Source organism: Cohnella sp. GCM10027633, from assembly GCF_042675445.1.
Lineage (GTDB): Bacteria > Bacillota > Bacilli > Paenibacillales > Paenibacillaceae > Cohnella.
Window position 1 is genome coordinate 69,797 of the sequence record NZ_JBHTGV010000005.1, and the last position, 21,333, is coordinate 91,129.

General features: G+C 56.6%; 15 protein-coding genes. 10 read left to right on the forward strand and 5 right to left on the reverse strand.

Translation table 11 applies throughout. The features are described from left to right. The 3 genes from ACFQZG_RS13900 to ACFQZG_RS13910 are packed head-to-tail and all read right to left on the reverse strand — an operon-like array spanning window position 1 to window position 3,331. Complete coding sequence (locus ACFQZG_RS13900; RefSeq protein WP_378153446.1) at window positions 1–873, reverse strand: carbohydrate ABC transporter permease; 873 nt, start codon at window positions 871–873, stop codon at window positions 1–3. 2 nt (window positions 874–875) lie between these two features. Further along, complete coding sequence (locus tag ACFQZG_RS13905; RefSeq protein WP_378153448.1) at window positions 876–2,186, reverse strand: ABC transporter substrate-binding protein; 1,311 nt, start codon at window positions 2,184–2,186, stop codon at window positions 876–878. Then, window positions 2,183–3,331 carry an LLM class flavin-dependent oxidoreductase gene (locus tag ACFQZG_RS13910; protein WP_378153450.1) on the reverse strand — a complete coding sequence of 383 codons (1,149 nt, stop codon included), beginning with the start codon at window positions 3,329–3,331 and terminating at the stop codon, window positions 2,183–2,185. The genes ACFQZG_RS13905 and ACFQZG_RS13910 overlap by 4 nt, the downstream gene beginning before the upstream one ends. Before the next feature lie 294 nt (window positions 3,332–3,625). Between ACFQZG_RS13910 and ACFQZG_RS13915 the strand changes: the two genes are divergently transcribed. Further along, entirely contained in the window at window positions 3,626–4,099 is a 474-nt protein-coding gene (locus ACFQZG_RS13915; RefSeq protein ID WP_378153452.1) for a MarR family winged helix-turn-helix transcriptional regulator, read from the forward strand. Window positions 4,100–4,165: 66 nt separating this feature from the next. On the opposite strand, the gene ACFQZG_RS13920 is transcribed toward ACFQZG_RS13915, so the two are convergent. Then, window positions 4,166–5,758, reverse strand: coding sequence for a glycoside hydrolase family 3 protein (locus ACFQZG_RS13920; protein ID WP_378153454.1), 1,593 nt, complete (start codon window positions 5,756–5,758; stop codon window positions 4,166–4,168). An 18-nt stretch (window positions 5,759–5,776) separates the two neighbouring features. Further along, window positions 5,777–8,155: an AraC family transcriptional regulator gene (locus tag ACFQZG_RS13925; RefSeq protein WP_378153456.1), complete on the reverse strand. Its 2,379-nt coding sequence runs from the start codon at window positions 8,153–8,155 to the stop codon at window positions 5,777–5,779. A gap of 253 nt (window positions 8,156–8,408) precedes the next feature. On the opposite strand from ACFQZG_RS13925, the gene ACFQZG_RS13930 reads away from it, so the two are divergent. The 9 genes from ACFQZG_RS13930 (at window position 8,409) to ACFQZG_RS13970 (ending at window position 21,328) form a co-directional block, all read left to right on the forward strand. Continuing rightward, a complete protein-coding gene (locus ACFQZG_RS13930) occupies window positions 8,409–9,506 on the forward strand; it encodes an SGNH/GDSL hydrolase family protein (RefSeq protein WP_378153458.1) in 1,098 nt (365 codons plus the stop codon). A gap of 12 nt (window positions 9,507–9,518) precedes the next feature. After that, window positions 9,519–12,047, forward strand: coding sequence for a glycoside hydrolase family 2 protein (locus ACFQZG_RS13935; protein WP_378153460.1), 2,529 nt, complete (start codon window positions 9,519–9,521; stop codon window positions 12,045–12,047). A gap of 30 nt (window positions 12,048–12,077) precedes the next feature. Then, window positions 12,078–14,537 carry a hypothetical protein gene (locus tag ACFQZG_RS13940; protein ID WP_378153462.1) on the forward strand — a complete coding sequence of 820 codons (2,460 nt, stop codon included), beginning with the start codon at window positions 12,078–12,080 and terminating at the stop codon, window positions 14,535–14,537. A gap of 235 nt (window positions 14,538–14,772) precedes the next feature. Beyond that, a complete protein-coding gene (locus ACFQZG_RS13945; RefSeq protein WP_378153464.1) occupies window positions 14,773–15,672 on the forward strand; it encodes an ABC transporter permease in 900 nt (299 codons plus the stop codon). A 16-nt stretch (window positions 15,673–15,688) separates the two neighbouring features. Next, entirely contained in the window at window positions 15,689–16,597 is a 909-nt protein-coding gene (locus ACFQZG_RS13950; protein ID WP_378153466.1) for a carbohydrate ABC transporter permease, read from the forward strand. Between the two features lie 92 nt (window positions 16,598–16,689). Next, the gene (locus ACFQZG_RS13955; protein WP_378153469.1) at window positions 16,690–18,252 is read left to right on the forward strand and encodes a DUF3502 domain-containing protein; all 1,563 of its coding nucleotides are present in this window, start codon (window positions 16,690–16,692) and stop codon (window positions 18,250–18,252) included. 92 nt (window positions 18,253–18,344) lie between these two features. Continuing rightward, entirely contained in the window at window positions 18,345–19,409 is a 1,065-nt protein-coding gene (locus tag ACFQZG_RS13960) for a zinc-binding dehydrogenase (protein ID WP_378153471.1), read from the forward strand. A gap of 28 nt (window positions 19,410–19,437) precedes the next feature. Then, a complete protein-coding gene (locus ACFQZG_RS13965; protein WP_378153473.1) occupies window positions 19,438–20,433 on the forward strand; it encodes an SGNH/GDSL hydrolase family protein in 996 nt (331 codons plus the stop codon). Between the two features lie 193 nt (window positions 20,434–20,626). Next, a complete protein-coding gene (locus tag ACFQZG_RS13970; protein ID WP_378153475.1) occupies window positions 20,627–21,328 on the forward strand; it encodes an FHA domain-containing protein in 702 nt (233 codons plus the stop codon). The last annotated feature ends 5 nt before the right edge of the window (window positions 21,329–21,333 follow it).

The following is a 21,333-nucleotide window of genomic DNA, read 5'->3' on the forward strand; positions in this document are numbered from 1 at the left end:
TTACTGCGTAATGCGATTCGCTCGCAAGCTCTTGAATTGGATGAACGTAATCAAGGCGATGATCGCCATGAAATAAACCGAGGCCGCGGACGCTTCGCCGAACCTGTAGTTCTGGAACGCGGCCGTGTAAATGTAGGTAGACAAAATCTCCGTCGAATAGGAGGGACCGCCCTTCGTCATGACGAAGATCAGATCGAACGCCTTGAACGAGCCGATCGTCGTCAGCGCGACCGCGATCGTCGCGGTCGGAGCGAGCAGCGGCCACGTAATCCAGCGGAATAGCTGCCACCGGTTGCCTCCGTCGAGCGTCGCCGACTCGTACAGGTCGGCGGGAATGCCTTGAATGCCGGCAATATACAGGAGCGCCATCTGGCCGAGGTGAGACCAGATCTGAACGGCCGCGACCGAGTAGATCGCCTTGTCCGGATCGCCCAGCCAGTTGCCGGCGAGCGAATCCAATCCGATGCTTGTGAGCAGATTGTTCAGAAGCCCGAGCGTCGGATCGTAGACGAAAGCGCCAATGAAGGCGATCGCGACGGACGAGATGATCGCCGGAAAGAAGAACAAGCCCCGAAGGGCTACGTTCTTCCTGCTGTTGGCCGACAACAGCAGGGCGACGAGCAGCGACAGCACCGATTGAACGATGACGACGGCCGCCATGAACTTCAGATTGTTGAAGAACGCCTTATGGAAGATGAGATTCTCCGCCACGTTCTTGAAGTTGTCCAGTCCGACGTAGCGGAACGTCTCCGACATGCCGTTCCAATCGGTGAACGAATAGCGCAGCCCGTTCAGCGTCGGGAAGACGAAGACGACGAGGTACAACAGCGTACCCGGGACGAAGAACCAGGCTATCGTTCTGGAGGTAGCCATGATTACTTCTTCACTTGCTGATCGATGATCGCCTGCGAGTCCTTGGCCGCCTGCTCCGGCGTCGCGCCGGACAGCACCGATTGAATCGAGCTGACGACGGCCTTCTGCACTTCGATGTTCTGGATCAGATAGCGCGGTTGGAACCGCGTCTTGCGGGTCGTCCATTCCGCGATGTCCTTAAGCTCCGGACTCGTGTACTCGACGCCCTTGATCGTGACGTTCTGACCGGTCTCGTTCGCGTACTTCGCGGCGATATCGGCGCGGCTGAGGAACGAGATGAACGTCTTGGCCGCTTCCTGATGCTTGGACTTGCTGTTGACGCCGATCATGAACGTCGTCGTATGGATGCCTTCGAATACCGCTTGGTCGGCCGGTACCGTAATCGGCGCGAGCAGCTTCATCTGCAGGTTCGGGTTCGCTTTCTTCAAGCCGACGATCGCATACGAACCCGCCGCGATCATCGCAGCCTTCTCCTGGACGAACAGGGCCACAGCCGCTTCCGAGTTCGAGCCGGAGGCGTCCTTCTGGAAGAATTCCTTGTCGTTCAGTTCCTTGATCTGGGTCAGCGTCTTAATCCACCATTCGTCGCCCAGCGTCGTCTCTCCGGCTTCGAGCTTCTGGAAAATCTGCTCGTCCGGCGCGTTGTTCATCATCATCGTGTTCATGAATTGCGAAGCGTCGCCCGGGTAGGCGATCGGGATGATGCCTTCCGCCTTCAGCTTCTCGCCGAGGGCGAGGAAGCCGTCCCAATCCTTCGGCGGCTCGAGGCCAAGCTTCTCGAACAGGCCGACGTTGTATACCGGCATGTTGTAGACGAGCTGATAAGGCAACGCCAGCTGCTTGCCGTCCTTCTGCCCGGCTTCTATAAGCGTAGGCTCGAAATTATCGATGAAGGGGGAGCCGGTCAGATCCGCGTACAGGTCGGACTGCGCGATCATCGAGAATTGCGCGCCGGGGAACGAAGCGAACACGTCGCCGACGGAGCCGTCCAGCAGCTTCTGCTGCGCGATGGACTGATATTCGCCGGACGGGAACGTCTGCATCTCGACCTCGATGTTCGGATATTCCTTCTCGAATTGATCGATGATGGCGTTGAACGAATCGGCGTCCTCGGAGCGCCAGTGGATGAAGCTGATCTTCTCGTGCTTGGCAGGCTCGGCGGATGTCGTCGCCGCGGGGCTTGCGCCGGCGGATGCGCCGTTGCCCGCCGCCTCGTTGTTGCCGTTATTGCTTCCGCATCCGGATACGGCCATTGCGATTGCCAGCAACGCCGCCGGAGCTCCGAATATCATACGCGATTTCAATTTACTCATGATTGAACGACCTCCAACTGTTGTTTTCTTTTCTCGTATTTCTCGTAGAACAAGCCGATCGCTTTCTCGCCGAAGATCTTCGCTTCCTCCAGGTGAGGATAGCTCGAGAGCACGAAGCTGGAGATGCCCAGATCCACGTACTCGAGCAATCTGTCCGTCACCTGATCCGGCGTGCCGACGAACATGAGCGCTCCGCCCGACCGGACGAGCGAGATACCGGCCCATAGGTTCGGTCCGACGATATAATCGTTGTCCTTGGCCGATTCGAAGATTTCGTTCTGCCGGCTTTGGTTCGTCGTCTTAATATTGTTCAGCGCGGCACGGCTTGCCTCGGCGACGCCGGGATCGACCTTGCTGATGATCTCCCATGCCGCTTCCCAAGCTTCCTCCTCTGTGTCGCGAACGAGCACCTGCGCCCGGAGACCGTAGTCGATCTTGCGCGGCTCGCCGGAAGTTTCTTCGTATTCGCGCCGCAGCTTCTCGAGATCGTCGATCTGTTCCTTGATCATCGCGAGCGGCTCGGCCCACATGAGGTACACGTCCGCATACTTCGAAGCGACGCGCTTGCCGGCCGGCGAGCTGCCGCCGAAGTAGAGCGGCGGATGGTCTTGCACCGGCGCCGGGTAGCTAACTCCGCCGTTAATGCGATAATACTTGCCTTCGAAGTACATCTTTTCCTTGATGTTCGGGAAGTCCTTCGACTGCGCCCAGACGCTCTTGACGATGTGGAGGAATTCGTCGGCCCGCTCGTACCGGCCGTCGTGGTCGTGCGCGAGCGGATCTCCCAGCGCCAGCAAGTCCTCTTCGTGGCTGCCCGACACGATGTTGATGCGCGCGCGCCCCTCGGACAAGTAGTCGAGGCTCGCCGCCATCCGCGCCGCCTGCACGGGCTCGATCAATCCCGGACGCAGCGCCGCGAGCGGCTTCAGCTTCTTCGTGTGGCTGATGATCGCCGACGCCACGGGCCAGACGTCGACTCCCGTCGGGATGAGCGTGAATTCGAAGCCGGCTTGCTCGACCGTCTGGGCGAGCTCGATGATGAACGCGAGGTCGGCTTTGCGCTGCGGAGGCACCCCGAGATATTTGCCGTCTCCGAACGTCGGAATGAACCAGCCGAACTCCACTTTTTGGTCATGATCGGACATTGTTGTTCAAGCTCCTTTCGCTGATGTCGCACGGATATATGCCAAAAAAGACACACTCCCCGCGTATGCGGTAGGGTGCGTCTCTGGCTGTCCAGTGGACTCATAATTCCTAGTGGAATAGTATGATATTGTGCTGTTTTCTTATCATAGTAGGGGGCTCGGATTTTGTCAATGCATTGACTAAATTTTAATGTTTACTTAATATTTCGATTTAAGGTCGAATTTCGATTGGTTAAACCAGATGAATGCGCTATCTTAATAGAAGTTGGTAAAGTTGACGGGGGCGGAGCCGGCATGGTCGAGAGGAACGAAACGTTGCGCAAAGCGTCGCATATCGTCATTGAGACGATCACGACATCCAATCTATTGCAGAAGACGACCGCCTACATGGTGTCCGAGGTCGGCCTGTCCAGCGGGCAGCAGTGGCGGATGCTGCAATTGATCGAGCGCGGGGGAGAGGTATCGCCGCAGTCGCTGATCGACCGGCTCGTCGTATCGAAGCAGAACGTCGCGGCGATGATCGACCGGCTGGAGCAGGACGGTTTTCTGGTGAAGAAAGTTCATCCGACGGATAGAAGGAGCATTCTGCTGAGCATCACCGACAAGGGACGCCAGGCGCTCGAGGTGATGGAAGGGATCGGCGCCAGGTATCGCGAGCTCGCGTTCCGGGACTTCGACGCGGAGGAGATCGCGCGCTTGCACGCGCTGCTCTTGAAGCTGCAGGGGAACTTGATCGGGTTGGCGGGGCCGGGTACGGAGCGGTCTTAGAGCGCACCAATAACGATGAAACGATGTAAGAACCCCGTCATGGCGATGACGGGGTTATGCGCTCAATCAATTATGGGCGAACAACCGGGCGTTGATCGGACGAGCCCCCGTGATCGACTCCAATAGCAGTTCGGCCGTACACTCGATATCTCCGTACGCATTCACGATCGTGTCGATCGAAGCCTCGTATTCCTTATGAACGAAGGGATGGAAGTGGGCGATGAAGATTACCGGAGTCCCCAGCTTCGTCCAGCCCCCCATCATATTCCGCGCCACTTCGTCATGCAGCCGAACGACATTGAGCCCGTAGCTCAGGCGGCTGCCGATCGAACATAGGATGACATCGTACGTTTGCTCGCGGGCGGCTTCGAACAAGGCATCGGGGCCGGGATCAAGCCATTGGTCGACCGTCCCGGCGAGCTTCCCGACCTCTCGCTTCATCCGTTCCCATAGCTCTCCGTAACGCTCGTGATCATTGACGATGACCGCATGAAGAACCTTCGTCTCGGGCGTCATGCGGTAGGGGAGCAGTTCTCCGCGGTCTCTGACGACGGTAATGCTTCGTTCCGAGACCTCCTTCGCTACCGCGGCGTTCGCCGATTTATCGAGAATGAAGCCTCCTTGATCAATGGACGAGGACGAATCATCGAACAGATGGAATTGCTGCTTCAGGGAAACGATTCGGCTAGCCCGATCCCTGAGCGTCTCCAGCGTCAATCTTCCGTCCTTATGCCGCTGCTCCATCTCCTGATAGAAGCGCTCGTCCATTCGCGGGAACAGCAGCATGTCGCAGCCGTTCGTAAGCGCCGCCGCGCAGGCGTCGTAATAATTCATGTAGCCTACGACGCCGCCCATCTCGATCGCATCGGACACGACCAATCCCTCGAAGCCCATCTCCTGCCGAAGCAGGTCGATCAGCAGCTTGGACGATACCGTCGCCGGCGGGTACAGGCCCCGTTCGTCGGGCTCGTCGAAGGCGGGGAGCGCGATATGCCCCGGCATGATCGTCATGGCCCCCCGATCGATCAAGGCTTGGAAGACGCGCCCCGGTCCGTTCCTCCACGCCGCGGCATCGAGCATGAGCTTCGGCGTGGTGAGATGCTGGTCCCAAGAGGAGTAACCGTCCCCCGGAAAATGCTTGATCGTCGCCATCATGCCATGCTCCTGCAGTCCGTCCATGTAAGCTCCGGCGATCTTGATCGCTTGCTCGGGCCGATTGCCGGCGCTTCTCGTGCTTACGACGGGACTGTCGGGATCGATCGCCAAGTCCGCTACCGGTGAGAACGTCCAATTGTAGCCGATCTCGCCGGCTTCCCCGGCGGCGATCCGACCGGCCTTGTAGGCGAGCTCCTCCGAATTCGTCTGGCTTAACCCCATCATCGAAGTGAACTTCGTAGCGCCCAAGATCATGTTGCCGGGACCGCATTCCATATCGCTGACGATGAACGGAGGAATGTCGGACACTTCCTTCAACCGGCGAATGGAGCGTTCCAGCTCCGCGCGTTCCATGGGGTGGAAGAACATCGCTCCGAATTCCTCCAGCTTCTCTGCTCCGATCCGGCCCAAGGTCGGGCAGCAGACTTGCTTCAATAGCCGATGGAAACCCATTTCCTCGACCATGCTCTTGGCTCGGTCCGTCACGATAATACGATACTTCATCGGGAGTGGCCTTCTCTCTTATTTCGAATGGGAAATCGATTGTTTGAGCTGATTGACGTTGTTCTTAAGCGCGTACTCCTTAGGCGTGAGGCCGAACCGTTTCTTGAACAGGCTGAAGAAGTAGGTTTCGTTCACGACCCCGACCTGTTCCACGATTTCGCGTACGCTGAGTTCGCTTCCGGTCAACAATTCCGCCGCTTTGGTCAGCCTCGTCTCGTTAATGAAGTCGGCGATGGATACATGCATGGATTCCTTGAACAGATTGCCGAGACGCCGTTGCGTGATCTTCATCATCGAAGCGATCGAAGCCAGGCATAGCGTCGGTTCGTTGTAGTGCGTCGCGATATATTCGGACACCGTCTCGACGACGTAATGATTGACTTTAGGCGACGCGTCTACGCCTCCTTCGCGGGTTTGCAGCACTTGCCGAAGTGTATCCATGAACGTGTCGAAGATGCCGCTTAACGTCTCGTTCTCCATGATCGGAATCGAGAACGCGGACAGATCGACCGGTAGCGGGGACAGAGACGCGCCGGGTCGCAGTTCCAGCGTTTTTTTGGTCGTTTCCAGCAATCGGAACGTGGAAGCCATCGCGTTGTAGTAGCTGAGCTGAGTCATCTCGTGAAACAGCGGCCTCAAGGCGCGTTCGATCTCGGTCAAGTCGCCTTTGACGATCGCTTCCTGGTAGCGCTCTTCCAGAGGCTTGGAGTAACCGGTGTTAGGGCTGGATTCGTTGACTTGAACGAGCTTCGAATCGATGAACGAATAATGGCCGTAGTGGAACCGATAGACGGATTGTTCCAACGATTTGTTATATAGGGCAGGCAAAGATTCGATACGATTCATCGCAGGACTGAGGGAAGCGGTGAACGTGATTTTGTAATACCGCTCCACGAATTGCTGCGCTTCTTGCGCGAGTGAGGCCGTCTCCTCCTCGAAGCGCCCGTCTTCCGGCGGGAGACTCATAATCAGGGCGACGTGGTCGTCTCTCAGATTCAGGCCTTCGTTCGCGTATTTCTTAGAGACCCATTCCGACACGATATTGATGATGGCGAAGCGAATCGTCTCTTGATCCCGCTCGGAGAAAGTCTGCCGGAAGTGCTTGTAATTATCGATCTTCAAGAGCAATACGGCATAAGTTCCGTCCATGGGCAAGTCGATCTTCGTATCGCGGAAAATATCCGTCATCTCGGCCTGGCCGATGTTCACCTTCTCCGTCAGAAGACGATTGAGCCAATAATGCTTCATGACGTCCTTGTACTGGTACCTCTGCGAATCGAAGAGGTTCAATTGCTCCAAGGAATGCTTATAGACGGAGTCCAGATACGAGATCTCGTCTCTTCCGCCTCGCGGATCGAACGTATGCATGCGTCCGGAGGAGACGGTCTGCACCAGGTTGCCGATCGGGCTGTAGATCTTGCGGGAGATGCTCACGGAAATGACGATGGCGATCAGGAAGACAAGGACCGTAATGAGAACGATACTGGTCTTGAAGCTCTGAATGTATCCATAGACCTCTAACGCGGGCTGCGTCTTCAATAAGGTCATGCCGATGCTGTCGATATAACTGAACGTGACGACGTACGGGGCGCCCATATATTTGACCTTGAAGGAGCCCTCGGTCGCCGCCGAGGGATGGGACTGCTTGTAGTGCGCGAATTTCTCCCGGAACCAGCTCAGTTCGTCTTGGTTACCGACGGGTTGATCGGTATTCACGATGCCGTCGTTCTGATCGAGGAGGATGATGCTGCTCTTCTGCCCGCGATCGTTCATGTTGATCTGCTTGATGTTCTCGAACAACCATCCCGGCTTGACGTTAACGACCAACGCGCTCGGTTTCTTATCGTCCTTCGAGGTTTCGTACATGAAATAGGAGAGAACGTATTCGCTGTCGAGGCGTTCGTTCACGACTTTGTGGATATCGCGGTACACCGGTTTCAGCTTGGGCAGCACTTGGTCGGACGACAGCATGTCCGTCAGCTGCGGATCGTCGAAGAATACGGGGGATCCCGCATTGTAGAATTGATTCAGGCTGCGATTGTAGATGCTGATGGAATGCACGTACGGATAAGGGGACGTTAAGGAAGCGACGGCCGTATTCATGCGGACGATGACGTCGACCATATTCTCTTCTTCGGCGTACATGATCTTATTGACATCTCCGTTTAAGTACATGGATTGAGTGAGCCTGATAAGGGCATCGTTCATCTGGTTCGTATTGTACTCGACTTGGAAAAGAATTTTTTTGCTGTTGTCGGCTTCTCTTTGGACCATTAAGTTCTGCGCGTTCCAATAGATGACGACCGACAATACGCCCACGATGAATAGGGCGGACGCGCTGAACGACAACGCCATCTTCAAGAGGATTCTCGATTGGATTCTCGTCTTATGCTTCAAGCGTATCATCCCCTTATATGCCTAGTCGAAGTGACAATATATCAGCAGGCGGGAAAAGTAAATACAACGGACAAATCTCGAAGAAACGAACATTAATTAAAGAGTTTATTGCCCTATTCTAACGCCGACAAGCAGGGAGACCGGTCGTCTCTGCTTCTATTCTCGCGTATTCGAAGATAACGACGTAAATCAAAGTATACACGCAAACCGAGTGTCGCTAGATTGAAGGGAACCGATAGAGAGGAGGAATGGAATGGAAACGATTAGGAACCGGAACGGCCTGACGGAGACGAGGAGGAAGCTGCAAAGCGGCGCTCTGACGTTAGGTTATATCGGCGGATCGATAACGGAGGACGGAAGACCGTCGCACAATTGGCCGGAGCCCGTCACGCGTTGGTTCGTTGAAATGTACCCTCAGGCCCGAATCGTCGTCGAGAATGCGGCGATCGGCGCCACGGGAAGCGATCTGGCCTTATTTCGCGCGGAACGCGATCTCATTAACCGCCATTGCGATCTGGTCTTCATCGAATACGCCGTGAATGACTATCTGACGGATTCCGGGAAGCGAATGAAAGCAAGAGAAGGGTTAATCCGCAAGCTGCTTGCGGACGGCCGAAGCGAATTGATTCTGGTCTATACCTATTCCCAGAGAATGTACGAGGACATGTCCCGCAACCGTGTGCCGGATTCGATCGCCGAGTTCGAGCAGCTGGCCGAGCATTACGGGATAAGCTCGGTATGGGCCGGACTTCATGCGTGGGAGGAAGTCGCCAGAGGACGAATGGCTTGGGACGAATGGTTGCCGGACGGCCTGCACCCGACTCATCGGGGCAGCTTGAGCTATGGCCGGAGCGTGATCTCTTTATTGGAACGACAGTTAACGGAACAGCCGCGCGCCGATAAACCCGTACCGAAACAGCCGTTGCCGCAGGCCCTTCATCGGGATCATTGGGAGCATACGGAGATTCTGCCTTTCGCGGAAGTACGACTGGAAGGGCCTTGGACGATCAAGCGGGCGACCGCCCTGATGCCTAGAGTCGATCAGTTGCTATGCACGTCGGCGATCGGGGCGAAGATGTCTTTCACCTTCAAGGGGAGGGGACTGGCTCTTGCGTTCGACTTCGGCAAGAAGTCGTCCGAATTCAAGTATCGGATAGACGGGGGCGAAGTTATTACCTCCAACCGCGATAGGCCGGCATGGTGCGGAGACGGAGGCTGGCTTCGGACGTACTGGATCGCGGACGAATTGCCGGACGGAGAGCATCGTTGCGAGCTCGAGGTCGTTCACGGGGACCGCGACGAATGCAGGGGGACGAATTTTGCATTAGGGATAATCGGAATCGTGAAGTAGGGGGATCTCCCATTGAGACAGCTAGCGTTAAATGACGATTGGTTCGTTCGTTGCGAGGAGCTTCACGCGGGGCCGGAGAAGGCTTCGGAGGTCATGCGGAAGGAGGGCGGCTGGCTCCGCGCTTCGATTCCTTGCGACATCCATATGCCGCTGATCGAAGCGGGGATTATCAAGGAGCCGTTGGAAGGGATGAACTCCTTCGACTGCGAATGGACGCAGTTCAAATCCTGGTGGTTCAAGAAGAGCTTCATCGTCGACCCGGCGTTCATGGCCTGCGAGACGGTCGAATTGACCTTGGAGTCGCTGGACGCCGAGGCGGATATCTTCCTGAACGGCGTCCATCTCGGGCATCATCGCAGCGCCTTCTACCCGTTCGCGAAGAAGGTGAGAGAGGCGTTACGGGAAGGCGAGAACGTGATCGCGGTGCGCGTAACTTCCGGCGTGGAGCACTATAGCGACCAGGATACGGCCTTTCTTCGCCATAACTTGATCGACTGCGAGGCGTACGGAAGAGGAGACAGCCGCAGAACGTTCGTCAGGAAGCCGCAATACGGGTTCGGTTGGGATTGGGGACCTAAGGTGCCGACTTGCGGAATCATGGGGGACGTCACGCTAACCGGATACCGGGAACTCGCCATCCGGGGAGTCAGGGCCTATACGAAGAAGGCGGACGCAAGGGCGGAGCTTCGCGTGGAAGTGGAGATGGAGAGCTTGCGCCCCTTGTCCACGACGGAAGCGACGATAACCGTCGAGGTTCTCGACGGCGAACGCGTCGTCCTTACGCTCGAGGAAGAAGCGTGCGTCCGTTCGGGGATTCATTATCTCGATCTGGAAGGCATCATTGAAGGGGCCAAGCTGTGGTGGCCGAACGGGATGGGAGCGCCTCACCTCTACGAGATTCGGGTTGCGGCGAGGACGGAGCGGGAGAGCGTCCACTTTCCGAGCTTCCGCTACGGCATTCGTTCCGTTCGCTTGCTGCAGGATAGGGTGAACGGCGATGAAAGGCTGTTCGCGGTCGAGATCAACGGCGTCCGTACGTTCGGCAAAGGGGCGAATTGGATTCCGGCCGATTCCGTGTATGCCCGGGTTTCGGACGAGAAGTACGCCACGTTGATCGGGGAGGCGAGGGAGGCCCAATTCAATATGCTGCGGGTGTGGGGCGGGGGCCTCTACGAACGCGATGCGTTCTATCGTCGATGCGACGAGGCCGGCATCATGGTCTGGCAGGACTTCATGTTCGCCTGCGGCCTGTTCCCCGATCACTTGGAATGGTTCCGCCGGGAGGCGGAAGCCGAGATGGACTATCAGACCCGCCGCCTGCGCAACCATCCTTCGATCGTCCTCTGGTGCGGGGATAACGAGGACCATTGGGCGATCGTCCAATGGACCGCGGAAGGCCGGAAGCCGCCCTTCTTCGGAGGCGCGATTCTCTATAACGAGCTGGCACCGCGGACCGTCAGGCGCAACTGCCCGGACATTCCGTATTGGAACGGATCCCCCTACGGCGGAGAGCAGCCGAACGATCATCGCATGGGAGACGTGCACCATTGGCACGAAGGCATGATGAGCCCGGTCATGGAGAAGCGCATTACGCCCGAGGAATACGATCGCTTGGACGCCAAGTTCGTCTCCGAATACGGTTACGTAGGGCCCGGCCGTAAGTCCTCGATCGAGCGCTACCACGGCGAAGCGCCGCTGGATCGGAACGGGGACATCTGGAAGTATCACAATAACTTCTTCGAGAAAGAAACCGTCGCCGCCGGCGTAAGCAAGCATTATATCGATGCCGACGGCTTGTCGATCGACGACTATCTGCACTATGCGGGCGTGTGCCAGGGACTCATGTACGGCTATTCGCTGGAATCGTTCCGGTATCGGGAGCGATGCTCCGGCGGCCTGTTCTGGATGTATAACGATTGCTGGGGCGAAGTCGGGTGGTCGATCATCGATTATTACGCGAAACGCAAAATCGCCTATTCCTACGTCAAGCGGGCGTTCGATCCGGTCAAGCTTATCGTTCGCCGGGAAGGCGACGTCGCGAGAACGATCGGGATCAACGAAACCCCGGAGCCGATTCGGCTGGAGGCGGAGGCGGGGTATCTGTCCTTCGACGGGCGACGGCGCGATACTCGTCCAATTACGATCGAGCTGCCTCCTTATTCGCGCAACGAGGTCTTGTCGTTGCCGTTAGGCGAGTACGATTATCTGCGAGGAACGATGGTCGTTATTCCGGCCGAGCATCATCGTCGGAAGCATGGGGTCGCGCCGGCAGCGCTTCGAACGGACGTCTTCCGCAAGCTGACCGTTCCCGAAGCGAAGCTATCGATTACGTCTTTCCAAGCGCGCGATAACGAGGCGACCTTCACGGTTCGTTCGGACGTATACGCTCACGCGGTCCACTTCGGCTTGGACGACGGCGCGAGGCTGTCCGACGAGTACTTCGATCTGCTTCCGGGCGAGAGCAGGCAAGTGACCGTGCACGGGGTCGATGCTTCGTTCGATAGCGCGAGTCTTCGGCCGACGTGCATTAACAACAACTAAGGCAAATCGAATGTTCCGGGAGGATAAGCAATGGGTACAGCAAGCGAGAAGTCGGCTCTGAAGAGAGTCACGTTGGAAATGAGTCTGAAGCCGTTCACGAGCATGGAGCCGTCGGCCATCGATCGCGTATGCGAAGAGGCGATTCGGCAATGGCTGCCTCTGATCGGATTGGCGGATAGCTGCTCGATGCTTCTCTGGGTGGCGGACGGCAGCGAGATCTTAACCTGGAACGGCGACTTCGACGGCGAGATCGAATGGGGCCGGTATATCGGATTCGCCAACGAAGAGAAGTTCGGCCATATTAAGAGCAAAGACGATCCCGCGGTCGCCAAGCTATATCGGGATAACCCTTGCCGGATCACCTACGGGGACTTGCGGTATATCGTCGCGGCGTTCAAACGGATCGCCGACCTGAAGTTCGGCATTCGCATGGCGGTGGGCGCCACCTTCGACGCCGGGCCCGAGTTCGCGTATTCCGACTTCAAGTACAAGGATCATCCGGAGATCAACAAGGCCGAGCTCGGCGGGCAATACGTCGCGTTGAGAGCGGACTATACGGTCGTCTGCACGTGGTCCAAGCTGCGCGAGGACAAGGTCGCGTATGCGGCGTTCCCGGACGGAATACCCGAGGGCACGCCGTTCGGCCGGTTCCTGGGACGGCAATGCGCAAGCTTCCTGCCGGCGCTCGGGTTCGATTACATCTGGTTCTCCAACGGCTTCGGGTTCTCGTACTTCCCCTGGACGTATCTCGGCGCGAACTTCGACGGGACGACGCTGCCGCTGGCCGATTACGAGGAATTGTCGGGCAAGATGCTCTCCTTCTGGGAATTGTTCAAGCAGGAGTGCCCCGGTTACCGGATCGAGGTTCGCGGCACGAACTTCGGAACGGGCATGGACTTGGCGAAGGATTTCATTCCGCTGAAGCAGTTGTACGAGTCCGGATACATCGAGTATCCGCCTCCGAACTCGCCATGGGGCGCGCTGAACTTCGACTTCGGCCTGGAAGTGACCGCTTATATGTCGCGAATAGCCGTCCTTCCCGGAGAGACGTATCCTTACCGCTTCTACGCGAACGATCCGTGGTTCTGGCAGAATCCGTGGCGGGATCTGTACGACAGGGAGCCTCACGATATCTATTGCCCGCTGTCCGTCGCCAGAATGAACGCGCAAGGGGAATTGGAGAATCCGGGCATCGTGGAGATCTTGACCGTCGATACGGAGAAAGGCGAATTGATCGAGACCTGTCCGCAGGAGGTCATTCCGCATATTCGCAAGGCGATCGAAGACTTCCCGGACGAACCGGGCATTCTGACGTGGCTGTATCCTTTCGGAGAGTACCATGCTTCCGTAGCCGAGTCGGCCGACCGTTCGAGAAGCATCCTCTTCGAAGAGTGGTTCGTGCGCAACGCGGTCAACGAAGGCTTGCCGCTGAATACGGTGCTTAACACGGACGACTTCAGGGGCATGGGCGAAGCCGGCCGAAGGAAACTGCATCGAACGGTGATATTCACGCCGACCTCGTGGTTGAACGCGGGGAATGCCGACGATCTTCTGGCTTACGTTCGCGACGGAGGGCAAGTATTATTGTACGGACCGGCGCTCGACCCTGCCCTGCAAGAGCTGTTGAACGTGCGACAGGAGAAGGGCCTCGAAGGAGAAATGGACGTTTCGATCGCGCTGACCGAGGATTCCATCGCGGATAACGGCCCATCGACGTTCGTCATCGATCATGATCCGCTTATCGGCGGCGGCGGAATCGGCGAAGCGATCGCGGATGCGGGCGATCCTTATACGCGCGTCTGGTCGGTCGCGAAACAAGACGGACAAGAACGCGTCATCGCCTTAACCCGACAGTGTCCGGAATGGAACGGTGGGAAGGTAGGCTGGGTTCGCGGATCGTTGCCGTTCCAGAGGGGCAACGTCACGGATTTGCCCGTCAGACAATCGAGTCGCTATAGGGACGTGTCGGTGCTCGCCCGTTACGTGCTATCGCAATTCGGGTATTCCCTCCTGCAAGAGAAGCAAGATGCCGCCTCTAAGCCGGCATTGCTGTTCATCGCCCGCCATGACAATGGATTCCTCTTCACCGGCTGCCGCCAGGATACGTCCGTAGCTCTGAAGATGCGATTCCCCGACGGCGTTCCAATCCTTATCGGCCAGACGACGAAGGTAGGCGAAGGCTCGTCCTTATATTCGATGGATAAGACCTTCCACGACGAATGCCGCCTATTCGTCCGTCAATCGAACGGGAGCTTGGTATCGTGCAGAGAGCATTCGCCGATGCCCACGCCGAACAAGAGCTCGACCCGTCTGCTCGCGGTTACCGGACTAAGAGAGGCCAGCCTGACGATCTACCCGCCGCTGGCCGCTCTCCGAGCGGCAAGGGTCGAAGTCAAATGCGGTAACGGTTATCTGGAGCTGGGGGATTATGCGTCGAGCGATTGCATCAAGCTCGATCACGTAGACGGCGCAATCGAGATTTCCTGGTAAACGCCCTGCAGAACGAAGAGTCTCGCGGTCGATTCATCGCCCGCCGAGGCTCTTTTTCGATACCCGGAAGCGCGCGTTCAGGCCATTATCGAAGTTTCGTGCATATATCGGAGTCCCCTAAAGCCCGGTTTTCCGCCGAAAAAGCATTATTCGAAGAAACGGACAAAGTTCAAAATATACGGATCGCGCCGAGTGTCCTATCGTTGGGGTATCACCTCGAGCAAGGAGCAAGCCAATGAAAACGTTGAGAAAAAACTACGGGTTAACCCTACTGGCATTGCCGGGCATCGTGCTGCTCTTCATCTTCGATTACGTTCCGTTGTATGGATTGCTGCTTCCTTTCAAGGACTACAAATACAATCTGGGAATCTGGAACAGTCCGTGGGTAGGCTTCGACAACTTCGAGTTCCTGTTCAAGGGCGACGTCCTGCGAAGAGTGCTCAGGAACACGATTCTGTACAACTTCGTGTTCATCGCGCTAGGTACGGCGGTCTCGGTCGTCGTCGCGCTGCTTCTTCGGGAAGTCGGCAAGAAAGCCGTGAAGGTGTATCAGACGGTGTTGTTCATTCCTTACTTCATCTCGTGGGTCGTGGCGGGCTTCGCATTCCAAGCGCTCTTGAACATGGACTACGGGGTGCTCAACAAAGGGTTGGCGTTGTTCGGAATAGAGCCGGTCATGTGGTATAACGATCCGACCTATTGGCCGTACATTCTCATCCTCGTGGCGATATGGAAGGGACTCGGTTACGGGGCGGTCATCTACTACGCGGCCATCATCGGAGTCGACACGGAGTATTACGAAGCCGCGAAGATCGACGGCGCGACCAAGCTGCGGCAGGCGGTATCCATTACGATTCCGATGATCATGCCCATTATCGTCATGATGGTCATCCTGCAGATCGGCAAAATCTTCTATAGCGATTTCGGTCTCTTCTACAACGTGACGATGAATTCCACGTTGCTCTACCCGACCACGGATGTCATCGATACGTTCGTCTATCGCTCCCTGGTCGATCTGGGCGACATCGGCATGGCCGGAGCCGCGGGCTTCTTCCAATCGGTGGCCGGGTTTACGCTCGTCATCCTGACCAATTACGTCGTCAAGAAAATCAACTCCGACAATTCGTTATTCTAAGGAGAGAGTATCCGCCATGTCTACGCCGACTAATCCGCTCGCTCGCTCGCCTTATATAGGAAGCCGAATGATCATTCATTGCATCTTTCTTCTGGTATGCTTCGTCTGTATGTATCCGTTCTTGGTCGTCTTGGGGACGTCGTTCCAGAACGAGAGCGAAATCCTGATCTCGGGTTACGCCGTCTTCCCTAAAAATTTCGATCTGGCCGCGTATTTCGTCATCCTGCACAATCCCGGCGTCTTGCTTAACGCGTATATGGTCAATATTTATACGACGGTAATCGGGGCCGTAGCGGGACTCTGGATCACGACCAGCTTCGCCTTCGCGATCTCCCGGAAGGACTATGCGTTTCGGAAGCAGCTATCGTTCTATGTATTCTTCACGATGCTGTTCCAAGGAGGGATGGTTCCCTCGTACATTCTGATGGTAAGCTGGTTGGATCTGAAGAATAACATCCTGGCGCTGATTCTCCCCTTCCTCATCACCGGCTGGCACGTATTGCTGATGAAGGGCTTCCTGCAATCGCTGCCGGACGCGCTGTTCGAGTCGGCCAAGATAGACGGAGCGAACGAGTTCAGGATCTTCACGCGCATCGTTCTGCCGCTTACCAAGCCCGCGCTTGCGACGCTCGGCCTGTTCCTGGTGCTGCAGTATTGGAACGATTGGTGGCTTACCTTGTTGTATATCGATAACGAGAACTTGATGAAGCTGCAGTATCTGCTCATTCGCGTACTGCGCAACATGGAGTTTCTGAATAGTGCCGAGGCCATCCAATACGGATTGGTTAAGCCGGGACAGCAAGTCCCGAGCCTCAGCGCGCGGATGGCGATGTGCATTCTCGCGGCCGGGCCGATGTTGGTCGTCTTCCCGTTCTTCCAGAAGTATTTCGTGCAAGGGTTAACGGTAGGTTCCGTCAAAGGATAGCTTGCGCTTGGGATCAATACGGGCGCATGGATCCGCGGTCCTGCGACTGTTTGATATAGATTCATATACCTATAAACCAGGGAGGCCTTTGCATGAAATTAGGCAAGTTCAAAGTAGAGAATAAGTTGGGCGTTATTCTATCGGCGGGCATGCTAGCTCTCGCGATAAGCGGATGCAGCTCGAAGAACGACAACGCAACGGAATCAAGCCCGGCCGCAAGCGTAAGTCCGTCGTCGCCAGCTGCCAGCCAAGCGGCGGATCCGATGGATGAATTCGTCGACGTAAGCTGGTATATCCGCAAACCGATCGACACGATCAAGGATCAGGAAGCAATCGAGGCGGAAGTCAACAAGGGCATCAAGGAAGCCATCAACGCGAACTTGCACATCAACTTCATCGACGCGGCCAGCTGGGACGACAAGATGAAGCTCATGTCGGCGTCCGGCGACGATTACGATCTCGCGTTCACCGCGAACTGGACGAACGCGATCGACTTGAACGTGCAGAAGGGCGCGTTCCTGCCGCTTGACGATCTGCTGAAGGAATACGGCCAGGATATTCTCGCGAAAGTCGACGAGCGCGCTTGGAAAGCGGTCACTTATAACGGCAAGATCATGGCCGTCCCAAGCCAGAGCCCGTTCTCGACGCCGGGCGGCATCGTATTCAAGAAGGACTTGGTCACCAAGCATAACTTCGATTATGCCAACGTTCATACGCTGCAGGATCTGGAGCCGTATCTGGCCCTCATCAAGCAGAACGAACCGGGCATCACGCCTCTGCTCGTTACCAAATCGGTGAATGCCCCGGGCGATTACGTCACCGACCATACGAACATTACCAAAGGCATCCGCTACGACGAGATTGCGGGCAAAGCCGTGTGGGAGCTCGATATTCCGCAATTCATCAATAATTACCGCACGATGAGCGAGTACTACAAGAAAGGCTACGTGGCTAAGGACGCGGCCATCAAAACGGACTTCATCGCCGAAGCGAAAACCGGGAAATACGCGGTCATGCGCGATTCCGGCGGCTATACGGAGGACGGCTCGAAATCGACGGCGCTATTCGGTTACCCGACCGTGGAGTCGCTCGCGAGCTACCCGATGATCGGCACGCCGAATATGGTGACGGCGGCGACGGCCATCAGCGCGACGTCCAAAAATCCGGAACGGGCGATGCAATTGCTCAATCTGGTGTGGAAAGACAAGAAACTGTCCAATACGCTCGCCTACGGTCTGGAAGGGAAGAACTATACCGTGAAATCGGGCGCCGGAACGGACAGTCCTTCCATCGAAGCGAAGAGCGGCGCGGAGCAAACTTGGGCGATCTGGCATAACTGGGTCGGACCGTTGTGGGATCAGTGGGATTCCAACTGGAACTCGACGGCTTCGCTCGAACGGATGCAGAAGAACAACGACGAAGCGAAGACGTCGTCCATCCTCGGGTTCCTCTTCAACGGGGAAGTCGTTAAATCCGAAGCGGCGCAAGTTAACGCGGTATACTCCGAGTTGTGGCCGGTCATGCAGACGGGATCGATGCCGGACTACGACAAATTCGTAGCCGATATGAGACAACGGTTGACGGATGCGGGCTTGGATACAATCCTGGCCGAAGTACAGAAGCAAATCGACGCTTGGAAAGCGCAAAATCAATAATAGTGAAGTTACGAGGCTGCTAAGGCTTCCACCGTAGCGGTGGAAGCCTTAGGTTTCGATTGGGCCTTACAAGGCAGAAACGGAGGATCCGTATGGGCAAGACAACCATCCGCGCTATCGTCTTCGAGCAAGAGAATCAGGTCGGCTTCGGCGAATTCGAATTACCCGATAGGAAGGAAGATCAAATGCTCGTCAAGACGCGCTACACCTTCGTCTCTAGCGGTACGGAGACTCGCGTACTTGGCGGCCACTACGGCGCCGCGGGCAAGTTTCCGCTCATTCCTGGGTACGCCGCCGTCGGCGAAGTGGTCCGCTTGGGGCAGGAAGTCAAGGGGTACCGCGTAGGAGATTACTTAAGCTATAATCCGCAGACGGGTCCGGCGGGCATCCATTCGCAATGGGGCGGTCAGGCGAGCTACCATCTCGTAGGGATGTCGGACAAGCCGGTCGTCTTGCCGAAGGATGCCGATCCCTTGGACTATGCCGCGAGTCAAGTGGCGGCGATCAGCTTGAGAGGCGTCATGGCGGCGCAACCGCAGCCGGACGAGTGCGCCGTGGTCATCGGACAGGGGGCGATCGGCGCGTTCTCCGCCGGATTCCTTGTCGGCAAGGGATGCAAGGTCATTGCGGTCGATCTTGCCGAAGCCAGATTGCAACGCTCCTTAAGCTACGGCGTCCATGCCTGCGTGAATGCGTCCGACCCGGACGTCGCCGAGCGAATTCTCGCTTATTGCGACGGCGGAGCGAACATCGTCGTCGAAGCTTCGGGCTCCAAGCAGGGGGCGGCGCTGGCGCACAAGCTTATCCGGAGAACGCCGAACAATTACCGGGACCCGAAGACGTATTACGTGAACCCGATATCCGGATTGATCGGTCACTGGCCGCGCATCGTCTATCAAGCCAACTATCTGGATCGGTTGAGCCTGGATCCTAGGCACGATCTGAATTCGGAAGGCGTCCTCCTGCTTATGCCGGGCGACCGGGGGGCGGAAGATCGGTTGAACGCGGTAGAGGCGATTCGGAACAAGCTCATCGATCCCAAGCAGTATATCGATCGCGTCGTTCCTTATACGGAGGCGCCTCTCGCGTACGAGCAATTGCGGCTGCACCCGGACCAAGTATTCTCTGTCGTCTTCGATTGGTCCGAAGCGAGATAGATGAGCCAAGGAGGATGGAGCGATTCAGATGGTTAGCATGCAGAGGGCGGAAGCGTTCGTGTTCGTGAAGGAAGAGCCGTCGCCTCTTCGATACCGGCCGTTGCCCGGACAAGCGTTGGAATTGCGCAGCCATTCGGACCCGGCCCATCCGGGTAACGTTCGCTTCGAGGAAGGCAAGGATTACATCGTCGCTTATGACGAGGGATCAATTCGTCGAGTGGTGGGAAGCCGCATTCCGGACGGTTCTCGCCATCCTTTGTACGGAGTGTGCCCGTTCGACCAAGCGAACTATCCGGACTACAGCAATCGGGCCTATACGGTATACGCGGATTATCCGATCGAAGCCGGCCAGAACGAAGCGAGCGTGACGGTCGCGGACGTGGAACGATCCGGGCTGCTCGATCGCTTAACCCGCAAGCTCGCTCGAGGAGAAGAAGCCGTCTACGTCATTTACGGCGATAGCATCAGCGTCGGCAGAGAAGCGAGCGAGCCAAGGCTCGCCTATGGCAATCGGCTCGCGGAGCAGTTAAGGCGTCTATACCCCGGCGGCCGTCTAAGCGTCGTTAACCTGTCGGTCGGCGGAGAGTCGAGCATTGGCGGCGTTAACCGGGTGCAGGCCGACGTGATTCCGCTAATGCCGGATTTGGTGTCGATCGGCTACGGCATGAACGACCAGTACAAGCTCGATAACGGCAACGGCGTACCGTTGGAGGATTACGAGAAGAACCTTCGCCTCATGATCGATACGATTACCGAGAAGTGCGGCAGCGACATCGTATTGGTATCCCCTTGCGAGCCGAATCCGAACTGGCTGTACGCGAGCGGAGATATCCATCTGTATGCCGAGACGATACGAAGGTTGGGCCGGGAGTACGGGGTGGGAGTGGCAGACGCGCATGCCTTATGGCGGCAGGAGCTCGCCGCGGGCAAGACGCCGGAGAGCTTGCTCCTCAATAACATCAATCATCCCAATGATTACGGTCATTGGATCTATAGCCGCGCGTTCGCGATGATGTTGAAGTAGTTGTGGCGAATCACCGCGCATTACAAGAAGAACCGCAGCCGCTGCGGTTCTTTGCTTTAGGTTTAACGTTACCGAAATGTGAGCGCGGCGTCAGCGAAAAGCGGTTTAACTAATCCTCGACTTAAGTTACGATTATTAGTGGCAATAATAGTAATCGCGGTCGATCGTCTGCACTAGCCAACGGAGGTGCAACATGGAAGAGGACTTTGCATGCCTGTACGTGATTCGGGGAGAACCATACCGCTCGGGCACATGCGTGAATCTAAGCGCGGATGAAACGTTAGTCGGCAGGGTGTCCCACTTGGTCATTCCGGATCTGACCTTCACGAATGCGTTCATTTCCCGGAAGCATTTCATTATCCGCAAGGAGCATGACCAGGCGGTGCTGTACGACTTGGGGAGCCGTCACGGCACGGAGATCAACGGCGCAAGGCTAACGCCGCACACGCCGTATACCCTTAACAACTTCGATATTATTAAGCTCGCCAAGGGAATGATCGTCCTTCACTTTTCATACTTATTCGCCGAGCAGACTCTCGAATTCGAACCGTTGAGCCTGACTAAGCAGCTGGAAATCCCGGAATCCCGACCTACGATCCATTGGGAGAAGAGAGAATGCGTGGTTGGAGACAAGCGGATTCCGATGTCGGACAAAGAATATTCGCTTATTCGCGTGCTTCATGAGAAAGCGAACCAGCTCGTTACGCTCGAGGAGATTCGATCCAAGGTCTGGCCGGAACGTTCGCTCGGGGCGAACGGTTTCTCCGACGTATCTCTCGACGAACTGAACGCTTTGGTGTACCGGATTCGCAAAAAATACGGCAAAGACACCTTCCTTATTAGCGCGGTACGCGGCAACGGCTACGTACTCGAATCCGAATTGAAATCGTCCTAACGAAA